A 19,766-nucleotide genomic window follows, 5' to 3' on the forward strand; every position below is an offset into this window, starting at 1 on the left:
TGCCTCACCATTGCAATGACCGGGTTAGCCTACCGGCTTGTTGATCGCCTTGTCGCCATCGGAAAGTTGCCCTCTTGATTCTGTCGCAGCCTTGGCGCGTGCCTGAAAGCGTACATAGCAATCCAGACCGCAGAAATGCTCGACGTATTCGGCCCCTTCCGGGGTGAAGGCAGCATCGAGCGGAATTTCCTTGCAGCACACGCAGCAACTGGTGGCCGGTTCGTTGACATTCATGGTGGCACCCCTCCATTGGTTGACGAAGCCGATGAATGCCACCGGCGGCATTGGCCTGGCGAAGAGATAGCCCTGCACCGCGTCGCAGTCTGCTTGCCGTAACTGCGCGAGGCTGGCGGTGGTCTCCACGCCTTCGGCCACCACGTCCATACCCAGCCCATGCGCAAGCTGGATCACAGCGCGCACGATGGTCTGGTCGCGGGCGTCGTCCTCGAGTTCCGCAACGAACGACTGATCAATCTTGAGCGTGGTAATCGGGCAGCACTTCAAATGTTGCAGGCAGGAATAACCCGTACCGAAGTCATCGGCGGCAAAACGCACGCCAACCTGTCGCAAGGTTTCCAGCATGGGGAAGATCGCCGGGGCGACGAAGGCGACCGATTCGGTCAGCTCGATCTCCAAATACTCGGCGGGCAAGCCCGTATCCGCCAATATCCGTTGCACCTGGTCACTAAAATCTGGCTCCACTTGACTGGCCGACACGTTGACGGCCAGACGGAACGGCCTCCATTGCAGCGGTAGCCACTCGCGCATTTGGCGGCAGGCTGCGCCCAGCACCCAAGCACCGATTTCAGGCATCAGGCCGGACGATTCGACCATGGGCAGGAACTGGCCCGGCGGCAACATTCCGAGCGTCGGATGCCGCCAGCGCAACAGGGCTTCCGCACCGACAATATGGTCACTGCGCAAGTCGACAATCGGCTGGTAGTGAAGCTCAAGCTGCCCGCGCTCAGCCGCCTGCGCTAATTGCGTCGCAGTCCAACCGGTTGGCAGGGAAGAGGTCATGATCCACTCCTGAAGGCCCGCAACAGCCGTGTCACGGACAGAGCAAACAAGCCGGTCAGCGTGAGGGCTGCAATACCCCAATGCTCCCCGATGAACGCGCCGGCCGTCGTCCCCGCGAGCACAACGGCGAGAATCGGCAAATGGCAGGGACAGGTGAGAACGGCCAGCGCGCCCCACAGGTAGCCGGTGAACGGCTTGTGTGTCTCGGTCGGCAAACGCTCGGGGCCGTTCATGGCTGACTCTCCGCGTGCTGTGCCGGTTCGGTCGGCATGGTGGCCAACTGCACTTCCAGATCGGCCAACGCTTCGCGCCGGCGTTCGACGAACTGGCGCAGCACGACAAGCTGCGCTGCGGCCTGGTCGCCGTCCGCCGTATCGAGTGCCCGGCACAACCGCGCCAGCGCATCGAGGCCGATGCCCGCTTCGAAGGCAGCCCGCACGAAGCACAGCCGTTGCAAGGCCGCATCATCGAACAAGCCGTAGCCGCCTGGGGTGCACGCCACCGGCCGCAGCAGTCCGCGCAGCAGGTAGTCGCGCACGATATGCACGCTCACCCCGGCATCAATGGCCAGCCGGGACACCGTGTAGGCGTTCATCGAACACCTCCTTTTGGTCGGTTCACGGCAATGCATATACCGTTTCGCCGAGTTCAATCTGCGCGCTGCGAATCCGATGCCGGTGCCGTAGGACATTGGGTCGATATCCGATCACGGTGTCCTCGATGACATGGTCTGCAACAGATGTCGATTAAGCTCCTGGCCCAAGCCGAAAGCCTCGTGGACGCTTACAATCGTCAATCCTTGATGCTTGGAGGCCCAATCCTCCGCCGTCGGGACAGATGCAAAGAAATGTACATGGCAACAGAAGGACTGACGAACGTCGGCTGCTTCCTGCGGTAGTACCAGGGACACTGCCATGCCGGCAGGTTCGACAGCCTGTATTTCGCTGGATGAAACCGTGAGTGAAACGGGTGCTCCGGTTGCAGCGCAATGCGATGAGACGCGAGCTGTACGGCCTATCAGCGCCGGAAACATCAAGGTATCCAGCGCGCACCAGGCATACAGACGACGGTCGTCAATTTCAAAGACATGCGAAGTCTCGCGCAAGGTAAGGCCGTAGCCGATGATGTTCCCATCGTTGTCATATTCGGTACTGGTGGCCTGTTCGAGTACGGCGGCCACTCGCTCAGCGGGCCAGTCGAGAATCCCGGCAAGTGTCGTTCGTGAAACCGGACGCCCCTTGGCGAGTTCCCGCAGTAGTGGGACCAAGAGATCTGCAGTACCCTTGGTACGATTGACCGAAGTGAGACGTTCTATAAATGGGGCGAGCTTCATGGTCCCATCTCCTTTCATCCTGCGCAGCAGGACAATTGTTTGACATCCTTGGTGAAGGTCTGCGCCGCGAGCTTCAGCCCCTCGACCATCGTCAGGTAGGGGAACAACTGGTCAGCCAGTTCCTGTACGGTCATGCGGTTACGGATCGCGAGCACCGCCGTCTGGATCAGCTCGCCCGCTTCCGGGGCCACTGCCTGTACCCCAATGAGTCGTCCGCTACCTTCCTCGATTACCAGCTTGATAAAGCCGCGTGTGTCGAAGTTGGCGAGCGCACGCGGCACGTTATCCAGCGTGAGCAGACGGCTGTCGGTCTCGATCCCGTCGTGGTGCGCTTCCGCCTCGCTGTAGCCCACAGTGGCGACCTGCGGATCGGTGAACACCACCGCCGGCATCGCGGTCAGATTGAGCGTAGCGTCTCCGCCGGTCATGTTGATGGCCGCACGGGTGCCGGCGGCCGCTGCCACATAGACGAATTGCGGCTGGTCAGTGCAGTCTCCTGCGGCATAAATGTGCGGCGTACTGGTGCGCATGCCCTTGTCAATGACGATGGCTCCCTGCGCATTGACGGCGACACCCGCCGCTTCCAGCGCCAAGCTGCGCGTGTTCGGTGTGCGGCCGGTAGCGACCAGCAGCTTGTCGGCGCGCACTTCGCCGTGCCCCGTGGTCAGCACGAATTCGCCGTCCGCATAGGCGACCTGGCTGGCTTGCGTGTGTTCCAGAACCTTGATTCCTTCAGCACGAAAGGCGGCTGTGACGGCCTCACCGATGGCCGGGTCTTCGCGGAAGAACAGCGTGCTGCGCGCCAGGATCGTGACCTGACTGCCCAGCCGGGCGAAGGCTTGCGCCAGTTCCAGCGCCACCACCGACGATCCGATTACGGCCAGGCGTTTGGGAATGGTGTCGCTCACTAGGGCCTCGGTAGATGTCCAGTACGGCGTGTCTTTCAAACCAGTGATGGGCGGAATGGCCGGACTGGCACCAGTGGCGACCAGGCAGCGATCGAACGCCACTACGCGCTCGCCACCATCGTTCAAACGGACGGTAAGGCGCTGGCTATCCTTGAAACGCGCTTCACCATGTAGCACTGTGATGGCCGGGTTGCCGTCCAGGATGCCTTCGTACTTGGCGTGGCGTAGCTCATCGACACGCGCCTGCTGCTGGGCCAGAAGGCGTTCGCGCAGGATCGCCGGCGGGGTAGCGGCGATGCCGCCATCGAACGGGCTTTCGCGGCGCAGATGCGCCACATGAGCGGCGCGGATCATGATCTTGGACGGTACGCAGCCGATGTTGACGCAGGTGCCGCCGATGGTGCCGCGCTCGATCAGCGTGACTTTCGCGCCTTGCTCGACGGCCTTCAGCGCCGCCGCCATTGCAGCGCCGCCGCTACCGATCACGGCGACATGTAGTGCACTGGCATCACTGCCTGCCTTGTCCTCGCTACCCAGCCATTCGCGCATCTTGCCGAGCAATCCGCCACCCGCCGGAGCCACGGGGGCATCGGCGAGCGTGGCTCGATAACCGAGTCCGGCCACGGCGGCGGTCAGCGCGTCCGGCGGGGTTCTCGCATCGATGGCGAGCTGCGCCGTGCCATTCGGATAGGATACGATAGCCGACTGTACGCCCGGCACTTTCTCCAGCGCTTCCTTGACATGCGCAGCGCACGAGTCGCAGGTCATTCCGGTGATCTTCAAGTAGGTCATACAACAGTTCCTTTTTTGGTTTGGCAACGACCCAATGCCGTCAGCCGCGTTGCGGTGGGAGTTCGCAGCCGTCCGAGCCACAGCGCCGGTGCGCCGGCGAAACGAAGTCCCAAATCGATACCCCGACCATGAATGTCAGTCCAACGTAAAGCAGAGGCGCGGTCGGCAGACCGTAGAACCGCATCAAGAGCGCTGCGAGCAACACCAGCAACGGCCCGATTGCGCCAAGCGCGGCGCGAAGCCACTGCCGGTGACTGAGCCAGCCGAGTATGCTGGCCAGCAACGCCAGCGCAGCAAACAGTGGCAACAGTGTTGTAATGAATAGGCCCTCGTACTGACTCAGGAAGCCCAGCCCGATGGCTGCGCCAAAGCTGGCGAGGGCCGGGAAACAAGCCGCGCAGCCCATCGCGGATACGACGCTGCCGAGCGCGCCGGTTTTATCGGCAATGCGTGTCATCAGTCCCATGATGTCGCTCCCGGTTCAGTGGATCACTGCTTGACGCTGGACGGGTAGCCGGCGCTTTCGGTCGCCTTGGTCAGCTTTTGGACGCTGGCTTTGGTATCGTCGAAAGTGACGACGGCTTCGCGCTTGTCGAAGTTCACGTCGGTCTTGCTTACGCCATCTACTTTCGAGATGGCCTTTTTGACTGTGATCGGACAGGCCGCGCAAGTCATGCCCGGCACCGACAGCGTGACGGTTTGAGTGGCGGCCCATACCGGGGCGACAACGGCGACGAGGGCGAGGGAGGCAAACAGTTTTTTCATGGTGAACTCCTGATTAGTAAAAAAATGGCACAACATAGGGAAAACCGAGCGCGACCAAGACCAACACAGCCACGATCCAGAAAATGAGCTTGTAGGTGGTCCGCACCTGCGGGATCGCGCACACATCACCCGGCTTGCAGGCTTGCGCCGGGCGGAAAATGTGCCGCCAAGCAAAGAACAGTGCCACCAGTGCCGCGCCGATGAAAATCGGACGATACGGCTCCAGCACCGTCAGGTTGCCGATCCAGGCCCCGCTGAAACCAAGAGCAACCAAAACCAAGGGCCCCAGACAACAGGTGGAGGCGAGGATGGCGGCCAGCCCACCGGCAATGAGGGTGCCACGTCCATTCTGCGGTGCCGACATATGTTTCTCCTTTCGAATATTGAGTGGATCGCTTAAGGTTACTTCCGTAGTCATGTACGGAGTCAAGCGATATGTAATATAGTCTTGAAAATCTGACCATCGGCACCTTTGCCAAGGCTGCAGACTTACCGATGAACGGTATTTCGATATATGTGATGAGCATCTCCGCTAACAGGAACCGCGCGAGGGCTGAACACGCGCGCCGCGCGGTTTCTGGTTGCAGGCGCTTTATTACTTCGTGGCTTCCTCCGCGATCATGTCCCACGTCCCGTTCATCATGTTACCCATCGCGGTGAGCTTCTCGTCGCCGTGCTTACTGAAGTCGCTGGTCGGTTTGCGGTAGCTCACCACGGTCTTACCGTCGCTGCGCTCCCATACATAGATGCGACCGGGCATTCCGAGGCCGGCTTCGGGATCCATCTGCAGCAGACCCTTGATCATGTCCGGCATGCCGAATTCGATGGTCTTGGCGCCTTTGAGGTTGGCCCCGACCTTCTGATGGTCGATGGTGGCGAAAATCATAAAGCCGCTGCTCTTGAGGGTTGCCTCGATGGTTTTTGCCGTGGCCACGAAATCCTTGTTGGAAACCTTGTCCACGCGGTCCGCATCTGCGGCAAAGGAAAGTCCGCTCAGTGTCAGCGATGAAATCGCCGCGACCAAGATGAGTGCCGACCGGAAAGAAGTACGTTTCATATCAATTTTCCTGTGATGGTTGAAGTGTTGGTTGAAAAAGCAGGCACGTAAGCGAGGGTTGTTCAGTTTCCCGTCGATGGCTCACCTCCCTCCTTGACCGATTCGCCGACGCTTATTTGCCTGATGCCGCAATGCTATTTCCGTAGTAATGTACGGAGTCAAGCGATATGCAAAATAATTTAAATAATCTGACTCTTGGCGCCATCGCCAAGGCGGCCGGCTTGCCGACGGTCAGCCTTGTGTGCGTCATCGCCGCACCGCCGGTCATTTTGGTGCCACGCCTTCGGAGGGGATCATGTTGCTGGGACAGACAAGACTGTCTGCGCCAGCAACCGGTGCCGTGAAGTATTCGATCGTCTGGCGGTAAGCCGCATCGATCAGTTCGCCCGAGTAGCGAAAATCCAGCAAGTCGATCTCGTGCGGGAAGCGGGGCTGCACGCTATGCAGTCGCACCAGCGCGCCGAAGTGGTCAAGCTCGGCCGCAAATTTGCGTTCGAGTGCAATCGAAAAGCTGCGCACCAGCACACGCGCTATTCCCCGAAACGGCTTCAAAGAAGGTTCGCAGCAAGTGCATCGAATCATCAGGATTGTTCGGGCACCCAGTTCGACGGCCTTGTCCAGCGGCACGTTGTTGGCGATCCCGCCATCCACGAACTGGCGGCCTTCCATTTCCACCGGCGGGAATACGCCGGGCAGGCTCATGCTTGAGATAACCGGTTCGACGATGTCCCCTGTCCCGCTCCAGTAGGCTGGCTTTCCCTCCTGCAGATCGGTGGTGACGACGATCAGCGGCACGGGCAGATCCTCGAACCGTGTCACGGGAAGCACCTCGCGCAACCGCCGGCGCAGCGGATCGAGATCGAAAAACGCCGAATACCGCCAGGGCGCAAGCAGGCCCCGCAGGTTGATGCGCAGCGCCTCGCGCCGCCGGAAACCGCACCATAGCTCCGCTACCTTTTCCGGCCGCATGCCTGCGCAAAAAAACGCGCCGTTGAGCGCGCCGATCGAGCTGCCGATGATGAAATCGACGGGCACCCCCAAGTCACGGATCGCCCGGTAGAACCCCACCTCCATGGCGCCGCGGCTCCCTCCTCCGCATAGGACCAACGCCACGGGAGACCGGATTTCTGCTCCGACCCTCATGACTGCGTCTTGCGAGGACCGCAATGAAGATCGCGCCCCGTCATCCTTGCCGCCTTGGACGGGCACAGGTGGCCGTCGGCAAGCCTCGTCACGCGGGATATTGCTCAAGCAGCTTCCTCTGGAACGCGAAAAAGGCATTGCCCACGGCTGCCGCTTGCGGCAGAGAAAAGGTGAGCGCATCTGGGGATACCGTGCAATGCCGGCAGACGAAACCGATACCGGCACACAGGCGGATGCAGCATGCTTGTCCTCCTCCCGCACCGGGTTCCCAGACGACGCGCGCGGCCTCGGGATTCTGATTCTCCTTCTCGACACTGCCGTTCGCCGCCACCGCGCAGGCAAGGTGGCAGCGGCATACCACGCACCGGGCTGTGATGCGCGAGGCGTGCCGCACCATGCGCGGGATCGCGAGCGCATCGATCGCGCACATGGCATGGACGTTCCGGCCGGAGAAATGAACGCGGATTTCAGTCTTGCGGGCGCTAAAGGGGTAGCAGCCGATGCCTTGCTCGTCGCTGACTATGGCGTCCATCGCGGAAAGCGCGTCGAGCACCGCTTGCGGCGCAATCCCCGCTGCAGGCGGCGCCGCTTCGCGTACCCAATGGCCGAGAATCCCGGCGTAAGCCGCCTGAAGCGTGGGCTGCGCGCCTTCGATCCGCGCCTGCAACGGAAATTCGTCCCCCAGCTTCTGCTGCGCACGCGTCACCGCCGCTTTGAGTTCAAGTCGCGATTCGTTCGATATGTCCATGGCTCCTCAACGTAGAAAAGGGCAACGGCGAGCGTATTCCGGTACGCGCCGGGACCGGCCGGAAACGCTGCCCTGCTGTGGCCGCATGCCTGTCCCGCACGGGTCACCAGTCTTCCGGATCGACGGTCGACCGGTTGCCGAGATCCTTGAAGTGTTCCGCGAGCCACCGGTCGGCCCGCTCCCGCCCCAGTTCCCTGAGTCGGAGCAGGAATGGCCAACTGGTGTCGAACTTGCTGCGCACCCCCAGGCCGCTCATGACGTCTTCGGCGGCGATGCGATGAAATCTGATGCAGCGGTAACGCGCATCCTTGATCTCCATCACCCCAGCTTCCACCAGGGCGTTGTCCCAGGCGATGGCGCGGAGCTCCCGCAGCAAGCTGGAATTGAAACTGATCTCGTTGACCCGGTTGGTGATGTCCTCCACCGTGCGGGGCACGGCATCGCGGCAGATGGGATTCACCTGGACGATCACGATATCGCAACTGCGGCATTGCCCCACCAGTGGTTCGAGCACCGGATTGCCCATGAAGCCGCCGTCCCAGTAGTGCTCGCCGTCGATCTCAATCGCCTGCTGAATGTGGGGCAGGCAGGCGGAAGCGAGAAGCGCCTCCACCGAGAACTCCGCGCCTGTGAAGATATGCAGACGGTTGGTCCTCACGTTTGTGGCCGAAATGTAGAGTTTGATTTGTTGACACCGTCGCACGCAGTCGAAGTCGATCGTGTTCGCGAGCACGTCCCGCAAGGGATTGATGTCGAACGGATTGAACTGGTAAGGCGACAGCGTGCGCGTGAGCGACTCGAACCACCCGGCAAACGGGCTCGCCGGCCCCGCGAAATAGTGGCTAAAGGCGCCGTACCGGCTCATCGTCCGCCAAAAGTTTTCCAGCGCCTGTTTCGCCCCTGTGGCGCCGCCTTTTTCGAACCCATCCGCCAGCACTGCGGCGTTCATGGCGCCAGCGCTCGTGCCGCTGATGGCCTCGATGACCAAGCGCTCATCCTCCAGTATCCGTTCCAGTACGCCCCAAGTGAAGGCGCCATGGGTGCCTCCACCCTGGAGTGCCAGTGTAATCAGGCTAGTTTCATCACGGCGTTTGCGCATCTTTGTAGATTCATTCATGTTGGTGGTATCCCCCGGTTCCTTGTTGCGACGGCCTTGGCGCACACGGATGCATCCTAACTGTCAGCAACAACCACCGATCAGCAACAACGTGAACACCCCGGCAATGATCGCCATGACGACGATGTCGTCCTTTTTCTTACTCAACCAAGCTATCATTGCAACTCCTTAGAATCGTCACGGCGACCGACCCATGTGTGCCGCCACAGAGCCAATACAAGATCGACAGCACAAGCGGTGCGCCCGTTTTTTTGCATCAGACACGCGTTTGTCCTATCAAAACTGGAATGAATAGCGTAACCTTACTTCCGTAGTAATGTACGGAGTCAAGCGGTATGCAAACTATTTTTGAGAATCTGACGATTGGCGTCTTCGCCAAGGCGGCCGGGGTCAATGTGGAGACCATCCGGTTCTATCAGCGCAAGGGCTTGTTGCCTGAGCCGAACAAGCCCTATGGCAGCATTCGCCGGTATGGCGAGGCAGATGTGACGCGGGTGCGGTTTGTGAAATCAGCCCAGCGGCTGGGCTTTAGCCTGGATGAAATCGCTGAACTACTCAGATTGGACGATGGCACTCATTGCGATGAAGCCAGCCACCTGGCCGAGCACAAGCTCCAGGATGTGCGCGAAAAGATGGCCAACCTGGCGCGTATGGAAACCGTGCTGTCCGAGCTTGTGTGCGCCTGCCATGCACGGAAGGGGAACGTTTCCTGCCCGCTGATTGCATCGCTCCAAGGGGAAAAAGAAATTTCCAACTCCGGAGCGGAGTAGTTGAGGAGCACGCGGGCGTTGGCGTGCTTTATTTCCCGTTTTCTGAGGTACCCCCTCATTGATCCGCAGACGAATAAGGGTATGCATTAGCTGTGATGATGTGATGCATGGTTTCATCTGTGAAAGTCGGTTTATTGGGTACGCTTTTTTTCGGCATTTGTCCGAATCGTCGCGAGCGCTTGTAGCTCTGCTTTATTTGTGAGCAGCGCCAGTCTGTCCTGTTCCAGCTTTTCTATCTTTTTTTCGGCTTGGCTCAGACGCCCGGTAAGTAGTTGCGTTTTCTTTTCTTCCCCCTCCAGTGCCGTGCGCGCGACATTCAGCGCCTGTTGGGCCGTGTCTAATTGCACTGTAAGAGTTTCGCGTGCCGAGGTGATTTCCTGCAGATAAATAGTCAATTGATCGCGTTCGAAGCGGGTTGCGACCGCCTTTTCCTACGCATGACGTGTCGCTTCCTGCAGCCGCGTGTTTTCTTCGACTACACCTACTAACCGCACCTCCAACTTGCCGATCGTCGACTGTTGCGCGACCGTTTGCCGTTACACGCCCTCCAAATCTTGCTCCATGCGCGCTACACGTTGCTCTGCTGCCTGACGCGCCGTCGCTTCTTGGTAATGTTCAAATTGGGTGCGACTCTGGGTCAATTGATTATTCAGTGCCGCGATTTCAGCGGCGCGATCCGCCAATCGCTGCTGTAGACCTGCGTTATCGCTTTGCATGGTGGCCATGCTGACGTTCAAGGCGTGCTGTTCCGTCTGCAAACGCGCCAATGCGTCTTTGGCGAGCTTCAATTCGGTGGACAGCGCCCCGTTCGCATCGGATAACGCTTGGTTGTCCGTGATGATTCGATTCGTGCGATCAGTGGCAGCTTGGAGCGCTTGACACACTGTAAATGCCATCCGGTACAACGGGATGCGATCACTTAACTCACCGGCCTGCCTAATAGAGGCTGGCTTGTTGGCGCCATAGTGCAATCCAGCGAGAGGGATTGGACATGGCAAGTTCAAGACACGCGGCCGGACGGTATTCGCGAGGCCGAATCACGAGCGTCCCAGTCAACAACGCGCCGGTGACGTATCTCTGGAATTGACCGCTATGCGCAATTCAAGTTGAGCCAGGATCGATCATTGCGATACAGCCATGCATAGACGTCGCCTGCAATCAATCGTAGGAATTTTATTGTAGTACCAGGGTTGGGATATCAGACAAAGGGGCCACGCTGCCGTCCAATCTCCCACGACACACTGTTACCTCTCACCGTTGCGACTATCGACTGCCCAAGCCGCTGATCGATCACCGGCTTCCACGGCACTAGGCTGAAACCCATTCCGTCGTCGAGCACCGCAAAGCGTCCGCTGGCGAGTAGCACATTGCGGCGATAGATTCCGGTTACGCGCTCGCCGTCGGTCACGGCGCGGTGCGCGAGACCGGTCTCCGTTGCGATGGTTTTGGCAGCAGAGTCGATCTCCCGTCCGCGTAACGTCGCCAACAGATTGCGCGCCAGGATCACGCGCTGTCCTCGTCGCTCACCCAACCCCTGTTCGATCAGGAAATCGGACCGCTGCCGCAGTGCTTCCCGCACCTCACTGCCGAAACCGTTGTCGGCGATGCCGCTGGCGCCTCCAATCAATTGCTGGTCCAACCAGGTTGCACCGATCACACGGGCCTGCCGTTCGATGGGCAGATGCGAACGCAGTTCCACCGCTGCGCCGCCTAGCCGCTGCGCGTCGTACTGTCGGCCCTGCTCGGGCAGGTCGCCCGGCACCCGCCAGACACCCTCGGCGACGCGCTCCACGACGCCGGCCCGGCGCAATGCTTCCAGCCGTCGGACATGGGCATCGACCACCTCGTGGGAATCGCGTTCAGACGGGGCCTGCGCCTTGGAAACGGTGAGGTGATGATCGGTACGGTAGATGCCATCGACCGCCAGTGCGACGATGTTTTTGTCGGTCGCCCGGACCTCGGTCGAACCTCGCACTTCGACCACGGCGCCGACCGGGTACTGCTCCAGTTCCGACTGCGGCGGCAGCGCGACATAGTGGGCCTTGCCGTCGGTCCCGTCGATGACCAGATAGCCCTTGTCGTACAGCTCGTCGGCCAGTCCCCTGCCGGCCACCCGGCCGACGATGGAACGGCCTTCCTCGCCGGGCTGGAACACTTCCAGCTCGCGCGGCCTTCCACTCATGGCCCGCTGCATAGTGCGGATAATGTCGCCGCGTTCGCCCATTGCCCGCAGCGTGGACTCAGCCTCGGCATGGATGGCCCATACGCCGGGCTGCTGCTCGGTCGCCAGGCCCATGCGCTGCAAGTGTTGCAGGCGGCCGATCAGCAATTGCCGCTGGCGTTGCAGCCGGGTTTGGGCCAGCGTCTCCGTTTGTACCAGGCCATCCACCGTCTCACGCTGCAAGGTGCGATCCAGCCCGGTCCACCGTTCCTGATCGACTTCGCGCTGCATGCTGCGCTGGATCTCCAACTCGGTGCGCGGCCCCAGCCATTCGGTCGCCAGTTCCGATGCCCGGTCCCGCATGCCCTGGCCGATGTAATCGCGGGAAATGATGAGGTCTTTGCCAGTATCGTCCTTGCCACGCAGGACAACATGCGTATGAGGGTTGTCAGTGTTCCAGTGATCGACTGCCGCCCACTCCAAGCGCGTGCCGAGGTCGGCTTCCATGCGCGCCATCAAATGCCGGGTGTAGGTGCGCAGGTCATCAAGTTGTTCGGCATCCTCGGGCGAAACGATGAACCGGAACTGGTGCCTGTCCTCCCGGCCGCGTTCCTCGAAGGCGGCCAAGTCGGCATTGTCGGTTGTCGGCCCGTAGGCCTTGCCGGGTTCACCGCTGCGCCCGACGCCTTCGCGCTCGATGTAGCGCAGGTGCGTGACGGTCGAGCGCGTCCCGGCCTTGGCGAGATTGACCAGCCGGGTCTTGATGGTCACGCGCCGGGCATTGGGTGTCCGCGCGTGATCTGCAAAGCGCGCCGCGACGTGGCCACGGCCCAGCCGCGCGCCGGGCCGATTCCCTGCCTTGCCGGCTTTCGTTCCAGCCTTGTTCGCCTGGCGCAGCACCTTGTTGATGAAGGCGTCGCCGCGCTGCTTCGGCGCACCAGGGCGGACGCGGAAACGGTCGTCGTCGCGGCGGCTCATGCGGCGCCTCGATCCAAGACCGGCGCAGTCCGGCGGGAAAAGCACGCGCTTTCCCCAATGCTTGCAAGGCGTTGACCGATCTCGCGGCACGGTGCCGCGATCCGGCGCGTGCCGCGCCACCCCCACGTGCAGACAGGGTTTTCGGGCAACGAAGTGCCGCGACCTTTTATCTTGCCCTGCACCTTTCCCCGGCCTGACGGCACGGGTCTGCGGTGCCCCGGCGGCGCTGCGTCCCGCGCAGCCTGCCGGCCGACGAGCGCCAGCCATGCCTGCGGCATGTCGCGCTCGGGGCAATCCGTCTGCACGTTGGAACGCATGCAAACGTGCGCAAAAGAACGCAGGAAACCGGCCCTCAAGCACAGCGACGGATGCAGGGCAAAGCGCGACGTGAATGCGTCAATCCGCATGTAGACAGTTGACTTCATGGTTGCCTCTCCAGGTAAATCGGCTGCGCCTCACCGATCACGGCAGATGCAGCAATCGGCCCGAAATACCGGCTGTCGAACGACGCCGGATTGGTGACACTGAGCAGGAACAGTTCACCCTCGGCAAGTGCCCGGCACTGCGGCCAGGATGGCAACGGGCGGCCCAGCCGGTCGGCGCGCAACACGGTGGCCACGGGCACGCCGTCGATGCGCACGACACCATCCACGATGCAGACGTGTTGAGGTGCAACCGCACCAACACGTTTGAGCAGCGGGATGTGCGGCGGCAGGTAGCCACGCTGCACAGCCAATGCGGCGGGTTCTGCCGGAAGCCGGGCCAGCACGATGCTGCCGACGTGCAGCGAGTCGGCTGGAGAATGGACCGGCGCTATGCGATACCAGCCGACCGGCACGCTGTTGGAAGGGTTGTAGACGACGTGCGCCGAAGGCGTCACGAAGGATGCCCAGGCCAGCGCAGCAAAGCCGCAGGCGGACAGCATTGCCAGCACGAGGCGGGCGCGCCCGCGCGCGCGAGGTTTGATCGTTTCCGCAGTCATTGCAATTCCCTCCCGGCGAGCCAGGCGGCATGCCGCTCGGCCGTGTATTGCGGCAGTGCCAGATGCGCGGAAAGACGGTTGCCCAGCGTGCGCCAATACGCGGGCGGCACGTCGATAAGGACTATGCCGAGGGCCTCGATGGCGTCGATCAATTTCAGCACGGCTTGCACCTGCCGTTCACCTTCGGCGTGCAGCAGGAGGCGCGCGCCGGGTTGTATGCCGGGAATGCGCTGCACCGCGTCCAGCGGCGTGCAGGCCTGCATCACCATGAGCTGCCAGCGTGTCGTACCGTAGTCGTTGGACTCCCAGCGGATACGGGAGAAGATGGATGTCGGCAGGAACACCGCGCTGCGCCGCCAGCGGTCGAGCTGGATGGTGCGCGCCGGGTTGCCGAAGCGCAGATAGAGGTTGATGCGCTTGTTCACATAGGCGAGCGCCACGCGGGTCAGCGGCACTTTGCCGACCTGGCCGGCAAGTGTGCGCAACGATAGTGGCGACACCGCCGCGCTTGTTGTTGGTGGGGTCTGTGTGTTGGTATTCATGGTGTCTTCTCCGGGAACTCACGTTCCAGTAAGGCGCGCAGCAGTTCGGCCACCGTGGTGTTTTGGGTGAAGGCAGAAACCTTGATGCGAGCGCGCAGCGCGGGTGTTACATCGAGAGTCAACCGGGCGGTGTAGAGGTCGCCCTTGTTGATATCGCTACCGTCGCCCTGGCGAATCCATGCTTCCGCGTGCGGATTCGCCGAGGGACGTGCGCCGATGGCGAAGCGCTTGCCGCGTCCGCTGCTCATGGCGACCACCACAATAGTTCGTCCACCAACGCGGTGATTTCCCTTGCGGCCGCGCTGTCCTCAGCCAGTTCGCGTGCAAGCCGTCCGGCAGCCACGCTGTCGGCGAAGACGATGCGTTGACGAACCTCTGCACGCAGCGCGGGCAGTGGTTGATCGGCGAGCGAACTGCGCGCCTCGCGCCCAATCACGGTGGTACTGACACGCCGGTTGATGACAAAGGCCGCGCGCAACGCAGGTCGAAAGACCTGAGCCTCACGGACCAATGCCACCATTTCGGCGCTGGCCCACAGGTCGTAAGGACTCGGCTGTACCGGGATCAGTACGCAATCGGCCGCCAGCAGCGCGGAGCGCGCGAGTGCTGCGATCCTGGGCGGGCCGTCGATGACGATGTGATCGGCCCGCCTGGCGAGTTCTGGCGCTTCCTGATGCAGGGTCTCTCTTGCCAAGCCGACAGCGCTGAACAACCGGGGCAGTCCTTGCTGGCTGCGCCGTTGTGTCCAGTCGAGAGATGATCCCTGCGGATCGGCATCCAGCAGGATGACCGATTGCCCCTGCGTCGCCAGTTCGCCAGCGATGTGGGTGGCAAGCGTGGTCTTGCCGACCCCGCCTTTTTGGTTGAGCAAGGCGATGATCATGGTGCAGCCCTCCCGCTTGAAAAGCCTGCCTGTTTTTGCTTTGCAAAACGTCTTTGGTTTTTGCTTCGGTTTTGCCGTTGCTTTTGGTTTTCAGCAGTTGTCCACCGAACCGACGCGCTCTTATTAAAAGTTAGAGGTTTTAAGTTAGGTAAGTTAAGAGAGGACGAAACCCGCGCCGTTATTGGGTTTGCGGCCGATTCGTACTCCTGATAGCACGAGAGCCGCACTCCCGATAGCACGAGCCACCTTGCGCCTGATAGCACGAGGCCATTCACAGCTTGTCCACGACTTATCCCCGTGCCGTTTGCGGCACGGGACGGAAGACGAGGATTTCCGGCTCGCCCGGCAATCGCTCGATGCTCAAGGTGTAGCCAGGTAAAGACTGGCGTGCCACCAGTGCGCGCAGGTCGAAAGCGAAGTCCGAGAACCGCGCCGAACTGCCCGATTTGCGGTGCAGGTGCGGAAAGTCGAACTGCCAGCCACCGGGCTGCTTGCCGCCGTGTTTGCGCACCAGACGGTACAGCCAACGCTCGATACCGCCCGTGAGCTTGAAATATGCCGGGTCGATGGTCAGCACCAGGGCTTCGTCCAGCACGCCGGCATAGAACCAGTCCGGCAGGATCAATTCGAGACCCAGTGGAACCCCTTTGCTGTCGGCCCGCTCCTTCCACTCGTTGATCCAGGAGAAGCGATGCAGGCGTCGGCCTGTCGTTTCGCGGATCGAGGTCGCCACGCTGGTGGACTGCAAGCGGTCCAGCGCTGCTTTCAGGCGCTGGTAATCGTGCAACGACGTGCCGCGCCCGATGAAGCGCAGTATCTCGTAGGGGGTGGCCTGCATCCGGCGCGAGCAGCGGATACCCGCATCCCGCGCTTCCACGATCTGGCTGGCTGCCCAGATCAGAATGTCGGCATCCCAGATCGTGGCGATGCCGTGCTCTTGTGTTCCCTCCACGCGCACGGTCACGCCGCCAGAACGAAAGTCGATCGGCGCGATACGCCGCGACTTGGCCAGCGAGAAGAATGGATAGGCCATCAGGTCCTGGGCATCGCGCGGCGCCATGTCGCCCGGCAGCGCGCGAAACAGGTCGAGCTGTTCGTCCAGCTGCATAGTCTGCGCTGGCGGCAGCGATGGGCTGGATATGGCGAAGGCCATCGGCGTGCCTGGCTTGCCTGACCTCAGCGGCGCCCATGTTGACCATCGCGGCTATCGCCAGAGTGATGCTCGGCGTATTCAGGGTCGGAAGTGGCCTCAAAGCTGCGAGCATCGGCCCAGGTTTCGAGGTCGGCCACCGCGTACATGACACGTCGGCCGAACTTGCGGAAGCGCGGCCCGCCGCCGATCACGCGTTGCTTCTCCAGCGTGCGCGGCGACAGCCGCAGAAATTCGGCGGCCTCGTCGTTGGTCAGGTAGCGGGCTGGCTGCGTGGCAGTAGCTGTGGGTGCGGCAGCGGGCCGCAAGGGAACTGGTCTCATGGTGTGAACCTCCATCGGTCAGGGTCGCCGGTCACAACAGCGTGACCGGATGGAGGCAGTCTCAAGAATGCGCGGCGTTCTGCTCAGGGACGTTTTGCGTTGGATGCCAGACGTCCCTGTTCAGGCGGCGGAAGCTGTGCCAGGCGGCGATAGCCGCCGTGCATCAGCTTTTTCCCGCGCTGCACGAGGCGGCGCACGCGGGCGCGCAGATCGCCATCGGCGTGCCAACCCTTTGCAACGGCATCCGGGCCGAACAGCACGTCGGCGACAGTGCGCAAGGACGCACCCGCCAGGGTGCCGTCGAGCGCCTGCAGGGTGTGCAGTTCCAGCAGCGAAGATGGAGATGGACGCGGCTTGACCACCGCCGCAGGCGCGGAGTCGCTGGCCGCCTGCAGCTTGTTCAGTTCGCCTGCCAGCGCTCGATAGCGGACATAAGGAGCTTGGCAGGCGCGGATGGCGTAGACGTAGGCCATACCGTCCTCCAGCGCGGGTGCAAGTGCCAAACGCTGGCAGCAGCCCGGTTGCCGGACGACCAGCAGCAGGCGGCGGCCGTCATGGATTAGTTGTTTGTGTCCGGGAATGCGCCAGAATTCGAAGAGGCTTGCATCGGGCGGCGGATCAGCATCGGGATAGAGCTGCACCACGATATCGTGGTCGGGGAACCAGGTCGGGTGCGCGTTCCGCGCATCCTGGCCAGGATCTTCCAGCAGGCGTAGGCCCCAGCGCTGCGCCATCTCGGGATGGCGGTGACGACGTAACCAGTCGCGCCGGTAGTCCGGGTCGCGCCGCAGATATTCCCAGGCCAAGGCAGGGCCGTCCAGATGCAGGACGTAGAGATACGCGGCGCTTGGATGCCAATGATCGAAACTCGGCTCTGCCATGGCGCAACCTCCTGTCAGATAGCAGGAACAGTCGCCATGGGCCCCGGCACTACGAAGCTACGGAGTCATCACCAAAAAGTCATATCGATATTCGATAATCTTGTAATGTCAAGACTGCTTGGCTCCGAAGCGTTGCAGGGATCGTCCGAATGCGACGGCAGCGCAATCGATGAAGGTGCGCAGCATCGGAGACGGTGCCGCAAACAGCGCCGGAGATAGTGACTGTTTGGGTCGCCATTGCACCGCTCTGCTGCAGAGCGCGAATTAATGCGTATGGAATCTGAACTGAGACCCAAATAGACACAGTACGCCATAACCGGCAGCGTCTGGATGGCCCGCCGCAGCGGGCCATCGTTCGATCAGTCGATGATCGAACCGTTGATGCGGGCCAGCCGCGCATAGTCGGACAAGGTGCGCTTTGCAACGAAATACAAATCCCGCTCTACGGGCAGCTTCAACGGCCCGACGATGGATGCCAGATCAGATATCCGCACATTGCCCAGCTCGGGCATGCCGATGCCGACATCGCACAGGCCAAAGGCCGTATCGCCATCCTCGGGATCGAGTTCTGTCAGCAGCCAGGTCGCGTGCGCGTCCGGGGTGAACAGCTTGACAACGGGCGGCGGGTCAATGTCCTGGCCTTCGGTACTGGCTCGGCCATTGGCGAGCAGTTGGGCGCGTTGTTCGTCGGTGATGAGAGTTTGGGTCAAGGTCGCTTCCTTTAAAGGGTTCACTCCACGGCGGAGCGAGGCGACTGGGCGCACGTACCAAGCGCAGCCGTCATACCCCAACACGGTCCGGTGCAGGCCGGGGTTGACGGCAAGCGACGTGCGCCAGACTCGCGCACTTGTCCGCTATGGGGTGAGCTTGGGAATGGAGGTGTCGGCCAGGATGCCCACAAAGCCGACGATGCGCGAAACCGTATTGCTGGATGCACGGAAAGCCTCGGATGTGCCATTAAGGATTTACGGAAGATCGTAAAAACGTACAGACGGAAGTCAACGAATCCACAGAAGCGCAGAAACACGAATCCGGCTTTACGCACAAGCGCAAAAGCACGATGAAAAGCGAGCTACCGTCACTCGATATGGTAGATCGAAATAGTCAATGAGTTAAAGATAACGTGGTTTTAATTGTGCTGTTAATTGACGCTTCTGTGTATGCAGAAGCGATCAATCCAGCGCGGCCGACCGGCCGGCGCCACCACTTTCGAGGCCGAACCGGCACAAGCCTTCGGCGCGGCGGTGCGCGCGCTGAGAACAGAGCAAGGGGTCGCCCAGGAGACGCTGGCCAACCTGGCCGACATCGAGCGCTCGCACATGGGCAAGATCGAGCGTGGCGAGCACATGCCTACGCTGGCGATCATCCTCAAGATCGCACGGGCGCTGGGTTGCAGTTCGGCTGACTTGATGACGGCGACAGAAAGCCGTCTGACGGCTTCCGAGCCAGAGCACTGACCATCAGGGAATGCCCCGCCACAGTGGGCGGGGCGTCGGGGCGGCGATCAGTCGCCCTTGCTGCGCGACCAGATCAGGTTGTGAGTGCTGTCCTCGCCTTCGATGAGGCGGGCGTAGACGGTAGCCGGGAACGAAGGGTCGTCCAGGCTCGCCGACAGGTAAGGCCGCTCGGCCTGGCTGATTTTTTTCCACGCTGCGCCGACTTCCAGCCCGTTGGCTGCCTGGATGCGGTAGTCAGGAGCGTTCTCGCTGGTCTTGTCGTTCTGGATGAACTTGAGCTTGACGTTGAGCGTCAAGGTGCGAAGCGTGCCGGTGAAGCCGTCTTTGTCTGCGGTGAAGGTGCCGATGTTAGCCATGATGAAGTTTCCTTTCGGGGTTGCAAGATCGCGCCCATCGCGTCCTTGTCGGTGATCCGCCCGGCGCGGGACGGGCTGGCCGCACCGCTGAGCGGCCGCAACAGCGTGGAGGACCGGGAGGCCCAAAGAATTTGCTGCGCGAGGAAGGTGCACAGCGCCGGGGAAATTGTTTGGGCCGGACGGTTGCAGCCATGAAGCCCGAGGCGCAAGCCGTGCTCTCGCCAGGATTCACGACAAGCCAAGGACGCAGGGGTCGAACTGGCCCGAATGGAACGATGGTCAACTCGGCATCCCCGCAAGCAGGCAGCGCCGGCATGCGCCTTGATGCCGGCAAGGCCTGGCCCGGAATGACTGGCGGGAACGCTCCCGGTATCAGACGGCAAAACGGGTTGAAGCGTGG

At 61.6% G+C, this 19,766-nt stretch carries 28 protein-coding genes; 3 read left to right on the forward strand and 25 right to left on the reverse strand.

Going from position 1 to position 19,766, the window contains the following annotated elements; translation table 11 throughout:
• Window positions 1-24: 24 nt before the first annotated feature.
• The 12 genes from RV1423_RS04535 to RV1423_RS04590 form a co-directional block, all read right to left on the reverse strand.
• Entirely contained in the window at window positions 25-1,020 is a 996-nt protein-coding gene (locus tag RV1423_RS04535) for a DUF3330 domain-containing protein (protein WP_034293621.1), read from the reverse strand.
• Window positions 1,017-1,253: a broad-spectrum mercury transporter MerE gene (merE, locus tag RV1423_RS04540; RefSeq protein WP_034293623.1), complete on the reverse strand. Its 237-nt coding sequence runs from the start codon at window positions 1,251-1,253 to the stop codon at window positions 1,017-1,019. Before merE ends, RV1423_RS04535 begins: the two co-directional genes overlap by 4 nt.
• Window positions 1,250-1,615, reverse strand: a complete 366-nt coding sequence (gene merD, locus RV1423_RS04545) for a mercury resistance co-regulator MerD (RefSeq protein ID WP_034293626.1) — start codon at window positions 1,613-1,615, stop codon at window positions 1,250-1,252. The genes merE and merD overlap by 4 nt, the downstream gene beginning before the upstream one ends.
• A 111-nt stretch (window positions 1,616-1,726) precedes the next feature.
• Window positions 1,727-2,353, reverse strand: a complete 627-nt coding sequence (merB, locus tag RV1423_RS04550; protein ID WP_034293628.1) for an organomercurial lyase MerB — start codon at window positions 2,351-2,353, stop codon at window positions 1,727-1,729.
• A gap of 14 nt (window positions 2,354-2,367) precedes the next feature.
• On the reverse strand, window positions 2,368-4,053 hold the full coding sequence (merA, locus tag RV1423_RS04555) for a mercury(II) reductase (RefSeq protein ID WP_034293630.1): 1,686 nt from the start codon (window positions 4,051-4,053) through the stop codon (window positions 2,368-2,370).
• A 40-nt stretch (window positions 4,054-4,093) separates the two neighbouring features.
• Window positions 4,094-4,519, reverse strand: coding sequence for an organomercurial transporter MerC (merC, locus tag RV1423_RS04560; RefSeq protein ID WP_034293632.1), 426 nt, complete (start codon window positions 4,517-4,519; stop codon window positions 4,094-4,096).
• Between the two features lie 23 nt (window positions 4,520-4,542).
• The gene (merP, locus tag RV1423_RS04565; protein WP_034293635.1) at window positions 4,543-4,818 is read right to left on the reverse strand and encodes a mercury resistance system periplasmic binding protein MerP; all 276 of its coding nucleotides are present in this window, start codon (window positions 4,816-4,818) and stop codon (window positions 4,543-4,545) included.
• Window positions 4,819-4,831: 13 nt separating this feature from the next.
• On the reverse strand, window positions 4,832-5,182 hold the full coding sequence (gene merT, locus RV1423_RS04570) for a mercuric ion transporter MerT (protein ID WP_034293638.1): 351 nt from the start codon (window positions 5,180-5,182) through the stop codon (window positions 4,832-4,834).
• Window positions 5,183-5,413: 231 nt separating this feature from the next.
• Window positions 5,414-5,875 carry a DUF302 domain-containing protein gene (locus RV1423_RS04575; protein WP_034293640.1) on the reverse strand — a complete coding sequence of 154 codons (462 nt, stop codon included), beginning with the start codon at window positions 5,873-5,875 and terminating at the stop codon, window positions 5,414-5,416.
• A 264-nt stretch (window positions 5,876-6,139) separates the two neighbouring features.
• Window positions 6,140-7,198: a patatin-like phospholipase family protein gene (locus RV1423_RS28445; RefSeq protein ID WP_081768688.1), complete on the reverse strand. Its 1,059-nt coding sequence runs from the start codon at window positions 7,196-7,198 to the stop codon at window positions 6,140-6,142.
• Window positions 7,107-7,766, reverse strand: a complete 660-nt coding sequence (gene merB / locus RV1423_RS04585) for an organomercurial lyase (protein WP_051516481.1) — start codon at window positions 7,764-7,766, stop codon at window positions 7,107-7,109. Before merB (RV1423_RS04585) ends, RV1423_RS28445 begins: the two co-directional genes overlap by 92 nt.
• A 103-nt stretch (window positions 7,767-7,869) precedes the next feature.
• Window positions 7,870-8,883, reverse strand: a complete 1,014-nt coding sequence (locus tag RV1423_RS04590; protein WP_051516488.1) for a patatin-like phospholipase family protein — start codon at window positions 8,881-8,883, stop codon at window positions 7,870-7,872.
• A gap of 335 nt (window positions 8,884-9,218) precedes the next feature.
• Between RV1423_RS04590 and merR the strand changes: the two genes are divergently transcribed.
• Window positions 9,219-9,653, forward strand: a complete 435-nt coding sequence (gene merR, locus RV1423_RS04595; RefSeq protein ID WP_034293642.1) for an Hg(II)-responsive transcriptional regulator — start codon at window positions 9,219-9,221, stop codon at window positions 9,651-9,653.
• 131 nt (window positions 9,654-9,784) lie between these two features.
• On the opposite strand, the gene RV1423_RS04600 is transcribed toward merR, so the two are convergent.
• The 8 genes from RV1423_RS04600 to parA all read right to left on the reverse strand — a co-directional run bounded on the left by RV1423_RS04600 (window position 9,785) and on the right by parA (window position 15,199).
• Window positions 9,785-10,048, reverse strand: a complete 264-nt coding sequence (locus RV1423_RS04600) for a hypothetical protein (RefSeq protein WP_034293644.1) — start codon at window positions 10,046-10,048, stop codon at window positions 9,785-9,787.
• Window positions 10,049-10,189: 141 nt separating this feature from the next.
• A complete protein-coding gene (locus RV1423_RS04605; protein ID WP_155835020.1) occupies window positions 10,190-10,549 on the reverse strand; it encodes a hypothetical protein in 360 nt (119 codons plus the stop codon).
• A gap of 302 nt (window positions 10,550-10,851) precedes the next feature.
• The gene (locus RV1423_RS04610; RefSeq protein ID WP_034293649.1) at window positions 10,852-12,792 is read right to left on the reverse strand and encodes a relaxase/mobilization nuclease and DUF3363 domain-containing protein; all 1,941 of its coding nucleotides are present in this window, start codon (window positions 12,790-12,792) and stop codon (window positions 10,852-10,854) included.
• Entirely contained in the window at window positions 12,789-13,217 is a 429-nt protein-coding gene (locus RV1423_RS04615; protein WP_051516482.1) for a hypothetical protein, read from the reverse strand. The genes RV1423_RS04610 and RV1423_RS04615 overlap by 4 nt, the downstream gene beginning before the upstream one ends.
• On the reverse strand, window positions 13,214-13,774 hold the full coding sequence (locus RV1423_RS04620) for a S26 family signal peptidase (RefSeq protein ID WP_034293651.1): 561 nt from the start codon (window positions 13,772-13,774) through the stop codon (window positions 13,214-13,216). The genes RV1423_RS04615 and RV1423_RS04620 overlap by 4 nt, the downstream gene beginning before the upstream one ends.
• Window positions 13,771-14,316 (reverse strand): DUF2840 domain-containing protein, encoded by a 546-nt coding sequence (locus RV1423_RS04625; protein WP_034293653.1) that lies wholly within the window; start codon window positions 14,314-14,316, stop codon window positions 13,771-13,773. The genes RV1423_RS04620 and RV1423_RS04625 overlap by 4 nt, the downstream gene beginning before the upstream one ends.
• A complete protein-coding gene (locus tag RV1423_RS04630) occupies window positions 14,313-14,564 on the reverse strand; it encodes a hypothetical protein (protein WP_034293813.1) in 252 nt (83 codons plus the stop codon). The genes RV1423_RS04625 and RV1423_RS04630 overlap by 4 nt, the downstream gene beginning before the upstream one ends.
• Complete coding sequence (gene parA / locus RV1423_RS04635; protein ID WP_034293656.1) at window positions 14,561-15,199, reverse strand: ParA family partition ATPase; 639 nt, start codon at window positions 15,197-15,199, stop codon at window positions 14,561-14,563. The genes RV1423_RS04630 and parA overlap by 4 nt, the downstream gene beginning before the upstream one ends.
• Between parA and RV1423_RS30810 the strand changes: the two genes are divergently transcribed.
• Window positions 15,198-15,326, forward strand: a complete 129-nt coding sequence (locus tag RV1423_RS30810; protein WP_255344195.1) for a hypothetical protein — start codon at window positions 15,198-15,200, stop codon at window positions 15,324-15,326. The two genes, parA and RV1423_RS30810, sit on opposite strands and share 2 nt — an antisense overlap.
• 162 nt (window positions 15,327-15,488) lie before the next feature.
• Here the strand turns inward: RV1423_RS30810 and RV1423_RS04640 are convergent, their stop codons facing one another.
• From RV1423_RS04640 to RV1423_RS04655, 4 genes are all read right to left on the reverse strand, one after another.
• Window positions 15,489-16,340: a replication initiator protein A gene (locus RV1423_RS04640; protein ID WP_034293820.1), complete on the reverse strand. Its 852-nt coding sequence runs from the start codon at window positions 16,338-16,340 to the stop codon at window positions 15,489-15,491.
• A gap of 35 nt (window positions 16,341-16,375) precedes the next feature.
• Window positions 16,376-16,672 (reverse strand): helix-turn-helix domain-containing protein, encoded by a 297-nt coding sequence (locus RV1423_RS04645; protein WP_034293659.1) that lies wholly within the window; start codon window positions 16,670-16,672, stop codon window positions 16,376-16,378.
• Window positions 16,673-16,755: 83 nt separating this feature from the next.
• Window positions 16,756-17,553, reverse strand: coding sequence for a DUF2285 domain-containing protein (locus RV1423_RS04650; RefSeq protein ID WP_034293661.1), 798 nt, complete (start codon window positions 17,551-17,553; stop codon window positions 16,756-16,758).
• 359 nt (window positions 17,554-17,912) lie between these two features.
• Window positions 17,913-18,263, reverse strand: a complete 351-nt coding sequence (locus RV1423_RS04655; protein WP_034293663.1) for a DUF2958 domain-containing protein — start codon at window positions 18,261-18,263, stop codon at window positions 17,913-17,915.
• Window positions 18,264-18,713: 450 nt separating this feature from the next.
• On the opposite strand from RV1423_RS04655, the gene RV1423_RS04660 reads away from it, so the two are divergent.
• A complete protein-coding gene (locus RV1423_RS04660; RefSeq protein WP_024106815.1) occupies window positions 18,714-19,010 on the forward strand; it encodes a helix-turn-helix domain-containing protein in 297 nt (98 codons plus the stop codon).
• A 47-nt stretch (window positions 19,011-19,057) separates the two neighbouring features.
• On the opposite strand, the gene RV1423_RS04665 is transcribed toward RV1423_RS04660, so the two are convergent.
• A complete protein-coding gene (locus tag RV1423_RS04665; protein ID WP_034293664.1) occupies window positions 19,058-19,366 on the reverse strand; it encodes a DUF736 domain-containing protein in 309 nt (102 codons plus the stop codon).
• Between the last annotated feature and the right edge of the window lie 400 nt (window positions 19,367-19,766).

Source organism: Herbaspirillum sp. RV1423 (assembly GCF_000577615.1).
GTDB lineage: Bacteria > Pseudomonadota > Gammaproteobacteria > Burkholderiales > Burkholderiaceae_D > Herbaspirillum.